The sequence below is a fragment of the uncultured Abyssibacter sp. genome (genome assembly GCF_964000955.1).
Lineage (GTDB): Bacteria > Pseudomonadota > Gammaproteobacteria > Nevskiales > OUC007 > Abyssibacter.
On the sequence record NZ_CAXFCL010000135.1, the window covers coordinates 1 to 5,995 of the forward strand.

The following is a 5,995-nucleotide window of genomic DNA, read 5'->3' on the forward strand; positions in this document are numbered from 1 at the left end:
CCCTGTACCGGCAAAAGCCCGACCAAGACGCCGAATCCGTGAAAGCGCTGGAACCGCGCTCGGAAGCCTGCGCGGACTCCGGCTTCGATCACTATGTGCGCGAGCACTGGGAGACACTCCGGTCAGGCGAGCGCCTCCAGTTCCAGTTCATCGCGGCGGGCAGGCTGAACGCCTACGCCTTCAAGGCCGAAAAAATCGGCGAGGCCGAGTTTGAAGGCCGGCCGGCAATGACCCTCAAGGTGTCGCTGGACTCGGTCTTCGGCCTGTTCATCGACCCGCTGCACCTGACCTACGACCTCGATTCCCGGTACCTGAAGGAATACCGCGGCATCGGCAACATGCAGAACGCGGCCGGCAAGGTCTACCCGGTGCGGGTCAGCTACTTCAGTCAAACGCCCGATGAGGCGCGGACCGCGGTCGACGCGGCGCGGGCGGGCGCCGCCCCTTAACCTCCGGCATACGGCTTGCATCCGGGCAGGGACAACCCATTGCCTGGATGCCGCCTGATGCCCGCGCCACGACCTTCCCGAATACAGGCGACCCTGGGCGCCGGCCTGATCGTCACGCTCATGGCGGGCTGCGGCGATTCGCCTGCTCCCGCCGATGGCGCCGAGCCGCCGGCGGGCACGCCGACCCCTTTTGTCCTGCTCGAAGCCACCGTGGCGGACGTGCAGGCCGCCTTCCGGGGCGAGCAGGTCGATGCCGACGACAGCCCGCTGACCTGCGTCGAACTCGCCGAACGCTACCTCGCCCGGATCGACGCGCTGGACAACAGCACGGACACGGGGCTGCCGATCAGCAGCCTGGTCAGTATCAACCCGGCCTGGCGGGAGCAGGCGGAGGCGCTGGACGCCGCGTTCGCGGCCGGCGGACCCGTCGGCCCGCTGCACTGCGCGCCGGTGATGCTCAAGGACCTCTACGACAGCTTCGACTTTCCCACTACCGCCTCATCGCTGGCGCTGGCCGGCTCGCAACCGCCGGATGACGCATTCACCGTCGCCCGCCTGCGCGAGGCCGGCGCGCTGATTCTCGGCAAGGCCGGCATGAGCGAATTCGCTTATTGGACCCAGAGTCTCAACAGCGTGTCGCAGCGGATTGGCACGCCCTACAACACCACGATGGACGCCGGTGGCTCCAGCGGAGGGACGGCCGCGGCGATCGCCGCGAACTTCGCGCTGCTGGGCACCGGCTCCGACACCTGCGCATCGATTCGTCTGCCGCCATCCAACAACGGGCTGGTAGGCGTGCGCTCGACGGTGGGTCTGGTCTCGCAGGACGGCCTGGTGCCGCTGTCGCACACCATGGATGTTGGTGGCCCGATCACCCGCACCGTGCGGGACGCGGCGCTGATGCTCGACGCCATGGCCGGCGTCGACCCGGCCGACGCGCGCACGCAGGCCCCCGAGCGGATCCAGCCGGCGACTTACACCGCATTTCTTCGCGAGGATGGTCTGGCCGGCAAACGCATCGGCGTGTTGCGCAGCTACGGCGGCACCGACAGCTTCGGTCGCAATACGGACGTCAACGCCGTGATGGAGGCCGCCATCGCCGACATCCAGGCAGCCGGGGCCGAGATCGTCGATCCGGTGGAGCTGCCGGAGTTCATGAACATCTCCACACTGCTGATCGTCCAGGAATTCGCCGACCACATGGACGAGTATCTCGCCAGCTTCGACGCACCGCGCGAAAATACCCAGGACATCTTCACCAGCGGCCTGGTCCATCCGTTCATCGAGGCCCTGGTGGGCGCCAGCCTGCTGCTGCGCGACACCGAGTCGGAGAACTATCAGGCCCAGCTTGCCGACCGCGAAGCCATGCATGTCTACGTCCAGGAACAGCTTGATCTGCTGGAGCTCGACGCTCTGATCTATCCGCCGGTCCAGCAGCCCGCGAGGCCCACCGGACTCGTGCAGGGGGACAACTGTGGATTCGGCAGCACCACCGCCATGCCGTCCATTGTCGTGCCGGCCGGCTTCTCCTCCGACTCGCCGGCGCTGCCGATCGGGATCGAGTTCTTCGGGCGCCGGTGGGATGAGGCCACATTGTTCGAGATCGCCTACGCCTACGAGCAGGCAACCCTGCACCGGCGGAGACCCGAGCTTCCCGGCGATCCACCGCCATAGCCGACACGCGGGCCGCCGCGCTGGCACGGCGGTTGCTGCACCTCAGGAGCTTCACGTTTCTTTCACGGAAATGATCATGCGCCTGCCGCCTTCCCTGTTGTGCCGCCCCTCTGCTTTGGTGCTGGTGCTGTTGTCCGCCTGCTCGGGCAGCGCGCCCATGTCCGAGGACACCGGGTCCGTCGATGATCCGCCGCCGGCCAAGCTGGACAGCGTGTTGGACATCGAGGAGGCCTGGTTCTGGGATGGCGAAACCCTGAACGCCCAGGTTCCGGATGCCTCGCTGTGCGACACCTATGCGCCCTGCCCGGTGTACTACATCGATGTCGCACCCGGTGGCACCCGCCTGCGTGTCGGGCTGGATACCGCCGAGCGCACGGACAGTTTCGGCATCCGCGTGATTGATCCGGACGGCGAGATCGCCGGCGAGGACGACAACTTCAACCAGTTCAACTCCGAGGTCCTGGTCGACGCACCGGCTGGCGGTCTGTGGATGGTGCAGATCCGTCCCGACAACGCCACGCAGGCGTCCTACCGCCTGCGGGCCAAGCTGGAATCCGATCTGTCGGTGAGCCCACCGGCGCCGGAGACGGTGGAAGCGCTGCTGCCCAACCTGCGCACCGTGCCGCCTTACGAGTTCGGCTTCGTCGCACCGGCGAACCCGCTCAACGGCATCTACCCGCCGGACACGATCAACCCGCCACTGGAAGTCGCCGGCATCGCGCCGTTCTCCTGCAGCGTGGACGAGGCGGCACCGGTTGCGATCGGCGGTGCCGGGGCGGTGCGCTGTCTGCGCTTCACCTCGGGCCCCATCAATCTCGGCAAGGGGCTGTACGACATGCGCTTCGAACTGCTCGCCGACACGCTGGCGGGGGACGCGGAAATCCACCCCGACGAACTGCTGTCACGCACCATCATCGGCCCGAAGACCCAGGTCGTGCACTACAGCGACGGCAGCGAAACCGAGCGTCCTGCCGGTACGTATTCGTTCCACCCGATCCACGTGCACTTCCACGACGACTTCATCCTGAAGTTCGAGCTGTACAAGGTAACGGACGACGAACTCGGCTCGCTGGTCGCCTCCGGCCTCGGCACCAAGTCCGGCTTCTGCCCCGCCGACCAGCTGTTCGGAAACTGGTACAGCTTCGAGCAGGGTTACGAAACTCCGGGCGGCGACTCGCCGCTGGACAACTGCTTCTCGCCCACCGCCGGCACCATCGGCCTGTCCGTAGGCTGGGGGGATGTCTATCGCTGGCAGCGGCCGGGCATGTACGTGGAATTCGACGGCAACGGCAACGGCCGATACGTCGTCCGCTCCGTCGTCGACGAAATGGACAACGTGCTGGAATCCGACGACACCGACAATGTGTCCTACGCCTACATCGAGGTGCAGGGCGATACCGTGGAGATTCTGGAACGTGGCTGGGGCACCGACCCCTGGGATGACCGCAAGGTCGTGTTCGACCACCCGGGTCCGACACACCGTGATCCGCTACCGGACGAACAGATCACCATCGCGGTCGTGGATGAAGCCCGGCACGTCGTCCCCGACCGCTGAATCCGGCCTTTCACCGAAAATCGACGCATCGACACCAATACAGTTTGAATCCGTCAAGATTGCTGCTGTAGAGTCAGAATTGCACAACAAATACAACATCGTCGGCAATTGCACAGATCGAAACACGCACAACGCGTGAGCCGGCGACCGGGGTGGGTTCATGAGCGAGTCAGGGAAACTCGAGCTGGACGCGTCGCCAGACCGGCGTCGCGTTGCTGCTGATGAGTATGAAAAGGTGGCCGAGCAGGTCATCCTCCACGTGTTTCGCGACCTGCATGTAGGCTCGTCCGGCCGCCTGCTGGCGCGGACGGTCGTGCAGGAAATTCGCAAGAAGATTGTGGTGCGAGACGCCGATCTCGCCGGCGCCATCCAGCGCCTCGTGGCCGCCGGACTGCTGAGCATCGAGCATGATGATGACGAGGATGACTGGCTGCTGACACTGACGAAGTCAGGATTCCACGAAAGCCGCAGCCTGACGCCCGGCCCCGGCATCCCCCTGAACGAACTCTGGTCTGGCCTGCGGGAGCGGTTCCGTATGGCCGCCGCCCAGCGCACCGCGAAGCGACGCAGCTCCCGCTGACGCCGCATCCGGTTCAGCCCAGAATTCCGGCGACCTCGTCCGACCGGTAGAAATCTTCGAGCTGGCGGCGGATCGCCGGTTCCAGCAAACGCTTCTTCTTCAGTGTGGCGACGATCTTCGGCAGGAAGCGCATCGCATCGGCGACCATCATGTCGCGGGTGACGCCGATATCGTCCAGCAGCGCGGTCAGCGTGGTCTTGCGGTAGGTGTCGAAAAACACCTCGATGCCGGTTTCAATCAGTTCCTTGTAGATCGGCATCTTGCGAAGCTGTTGCCAGTACTCGTAACCGATGACGAACAACTCCTCGATATCCAGCTGCCCGGCGAACTCGCGCACCTCGGCAAGCGTGGTCTGCTTGTTCTCGTCCCACAGGTCCAGCGCGACCTGCCGGAACTCATCCGATTCGAAGGCGTCGAGCAGATAGCGCTCGCTGGCATTGAGGCTGGCCTGCGTGTTCTTGTTGACGTAGACCTTGACGCTTTCCTCCAGCGAGCTGCCGAGCTCCGGCCGGGTGCGATCGACGAAAGCCTTGCCCAGCTTCATGGCGGATTTTGCACCGGGCAGCTTGCCGGCGAACTTGGTGCTGGTCGCCAGGTAGTCACGAACGCCCGAATACAGCAGGTCGGTGATCAGATTCGCGAAAATCGGGTTTCTGACGGACTCGTGAATCACCGCTTCGCGCAAGGTCTTCAGCTCAAGCACCTTGTCCAGCAGCTCTTCGAACTGGCGGTCGGGCAGCAACTGCTCAAGCCTGGTCTTCTTGTGGATGGGGTGGTCGTACAGCGCCATCGCGATATCACCGACCAGCGCCGGTATCGCACCGCCAACCGTCATGTCGGAAGCGTAGCCAATCGCGGTCTGCTGAACCGCGGACACCGTGACCACGTCCTCCAGTTTCAGCTTCGCCGCATCCTCCAGCAGCCAGTCGAGCCGACGCTCGACCTCGCCTTGCAGCGACGCATCGTCGAGTCGCGCGACAATCCAGGCCACGTGGGCGTCCAGCAATGCCTCGGCCCTGGAGCCGGCAAACGCGTCGGTTGTTGTCATTCAGGCTGTCCCCGTGTCCGCACCGCCCGCAAGCCTAGCAGGCCCGCTGGCTCAGGCGGCGGCGGGCAATGCGTCCACCACGCGGTTCGGCAGTGACAGACGGGCGATCCGCTTCAGCACGGTGCCGAACTGCTTGCGCAGCGGCCCCTTGTTGTACGGCAGCCCGTAGCGTTCGCAAATCGCCTGGACCTCCTCGGAGATTTCCGCGTAACGATGCGCCGGCAGCGTCGGGAACAGGTGATGCTCGATCTGATGGCTCAGGTTGCCGCTGAGGATGTGGAACACCTTGCCCCCGGTCAGGTTGGCCGAACCCAGCAGCTGGCGGTAGTACCAGTGCCCACGGCCTTCCTGCTCCAGCACCGATTTCGGGAACTGATGGGTGCCGTCCGGGAAGTGACCGCAGAAGATGATGGTGTACGACCACAGGTTTCGGGTCAGATTCGCGGTGAGATTGCCAGCGAACACCAGCGGCGCCATCGGGCCGGCCAGCAGCGGAAACAGGACGTAGTCCTTCAGCGTCTGCCGGCTGGTCTTGCGCCAGATGCCCTTGGCGATCCGCTTCACCTCGCCCAGATCCCGCTTGCCCTTGCGCAACCGTTCGACCTCCAGATCATGCAGCGCCACCCCGTACTGGAAGAACACCGCGAGCAGGAATGCCCACAACGGATTGAGCAGGTAGTACGGATGCC

At 64.9% G+C, this 5,995-nt stretch carries 6 protein-coding genes; 4 read left to right on the top strand and 2 right to left on the bottom strand.

Features of this window, described 5'->3' with window-relative positions:
* The 4 genes from ABNS06_RS06385 to ABNS06_RS06400 form a co-directional block, all read left to right on the top strand.
* Positions 1-449 (top strand): hypothetical protein (locus ABNS06_RS06385; protein WP_348673314.1); only part of this gene is annotated, 449 nt, incomplete at its 5' end.
* Positions 450-506: 57 nt separating this feature from the next.
* Positions 507-2,123 carry an amidase family protein gene (locus ABNS06_RS06390; RefSeq protein WP_348673316.1) on the top strand — a complete coding sequence of 539 codons (1,617 nt, stop codon included), beginning with the start codon at positions 507-509 and terminating at the stop codon, positions 2,121-2,123.
* A gap of 76 nt (positions 2,124-2,199) precedes the next feature.
* Complete coding sequence (locus tag ABNS06_RS06395) at positions 2,200-3,678, top strand: lysyl oxidase family protein (RefSeq protein ID WP_348673317.1); 1,479 nt, start codon at positions 2,200-2,202, stop codon at positions 3,676-3,678.
* Positions 3,679-3,913: 235 nt separating this feature from the next.
* Positions 3,914-4,258, top strand: a complete 345-nt coding sequence (locus ABNS06_RS06400) for a hypothetical protein (RefSeq protein ID WP_348673319.1) — start codon at positions 3,914-3,916, stop codon at positions 4,256-4,258.
* A 13-nt stretch (positions 4,259-4,271) separates the two neighbouring features.
* On the opposite strand, the gene ABNS06_RS06405 is transcribed toward ABNS06_RS06400, so the two are convergent.
* Positions 4,272-5,306, bottom strand: a complete 1,035-nt coding sequence (locus ABNS06_RS06405; protein ID WP_348673320.1) for a hypothetical protein — start codon at positions 5,304-5,306, stop codon at positions 4,272-4,274.
* A 51-nt stretch (positions 5,307-5,357) separates the two neighbouring features.
* Positions 5,358-5,995 (bottom strand): fatty acid desaturase (locus ABNS06_RS06410; protein ID WP_348673321.1); only part of this gene is annotated, 638 nt, incomplete at its 5' end.